1 protein-coding gene is annotated in these 1501 nt (G+C 56.8%); it reads left to right on the forward strand.

Annotated elements, in window-relative coordinates:
- The first annotated feature begins 96 nt into the window (after positions 1 to 96).
- Positions 97 to 1398, forward strand: coding sequence for an IS1380 family transposase (locus ACT3R4_RS18390; RefSeq protein ID WP_193056312.1), 1302 nt, complete (start codon positions 97 to 99; stop codon positions 1396 to 1398).
- Positions 1399 to 1501 lie beyond the last annotated feature (103 nt).

Raw genomic sequence — 1501 nt, forward strand, 5'->3', positions numbered from 1 at the left:
CCCGGATTTCTCATGAAGGGATAAAAAGAAGCGGCTAAAAGTGCTATGATTTCAAGTGTCTAAGCAATCCACCAAGCACTAGTAGCCGCATCCAGAATGGTACCTCAAAAGCTGACCTTCTCGCCACTTTCCCGCCGCCAGATTGAAGCCGATTTCTCCGGAGGCCATATCACCTCCGATGCTGGCTTGCTGTTACTGCGTGAAGTCGACAAACAACACCGGTTAACCCAACGGCTGGCCGAGACTCTGACCGACCAGCGGGATTCCCGAATGATTCGTCATGAGCTCAAGACCCTGATCCGGCAACGGGTCTACGGCGTGGCCGGTGGCTACGAAGACCTGAATGACCATGAAGCACTGCGTTTTGATCAGGCGCTACAAACCGCCACGGGTAACGCCTCCGTCCTGGCCGGCAAATCCACGCTGTGTCGAATGGAGCAGGCGATGGATCGGCAAACCCTTGTTAATGCTCATGAGCTGCTCTGGCACCACTTTATTGAGCAGCATGAGAAGCCGCCCAAGGAAATCGTGCTGGATTTTGACGGCACCGATATTCCGGTGCACGGCGACCAGCCGGGTAAGTTCTTTAACCGGTATTACGACCATCACTGCTACTTCCCGCTTTACGTCTTCTGCGGTAGGCACTTGCTGGTGAGCTATCTGCGCACCAGCAATCGAGGTGATGCCCGGCACAGCTGGGCCATTCTGGCGCTGCTGGTGCGATTTATTCGCGGGTATTGGCCACAGACCCGGATCGTGTTCCGGGGCGACTCCCACTTCAGCAAGCCCCGACTGCTGGCCTGGTGTGATCGCAATCAGGTGGATTACATCGTGGGCATGGCCCGCAACCAGCGACTGGAGGCACTGGCTGCCCCGGCCATGGATAAGGTCCGGGCCTACTACGAGGCCCATGGCCATAAGCTCGCCAGTACTTTCCGCTTCCGCTACAAAGCCCGAAGCTGGCACAAGCCACGCTGGGTGGTGGCGCGTCTGGAATATGGCCCTCAAGGCCCGAACCCCCGGTTCGTTATCAGCTCCCGCTACGATGAGGGATTCAAGCTCTACTACGAACAGTATTGCGCACGGGGTGATATGGAGAATCGGATTAAGGACCAACAACTGGATTTGTTCGCGGATCGCACCTCCAGCAGCAACTGGTGGACCAACCAGTGGCGGCTAATCTTATCCGGCTTCGCCTACACGTTGTTCGAGCGTTTGCGGGTGCATCTGAAAAACACGCCCTTCGAGCGTATGAGTGCCGGCACCCTGCGCTTGAAGCTGATCAAGGTTGGTGCGGTCATCATCCGCAACACCCGTCGAATACGGGTGTTGATGAGTGATAGCTACCCTTACAAGAAGGACCTCTCGGCACTGGTTCAGCGATTGGTGCCCGGATAGATGATCGGGCTCCCCCGGCCCGACACCAATGGGGGAAAGGGGGAGTTGTGCCTGAATGCCGGAAACTGGCTAAATAATCGCCAACTTCGGCCATGACCACTCG

Source organism: Halomonas sp. AOP7-E1-9, from assembly GCF_052376035.1.
Lineage (GTDB): Bacteria > Pseudomonadota > Gammaproteobacteria > Pseudomonadales > Halomonadaceae > Vreelandella > Vreelandella citrativorans.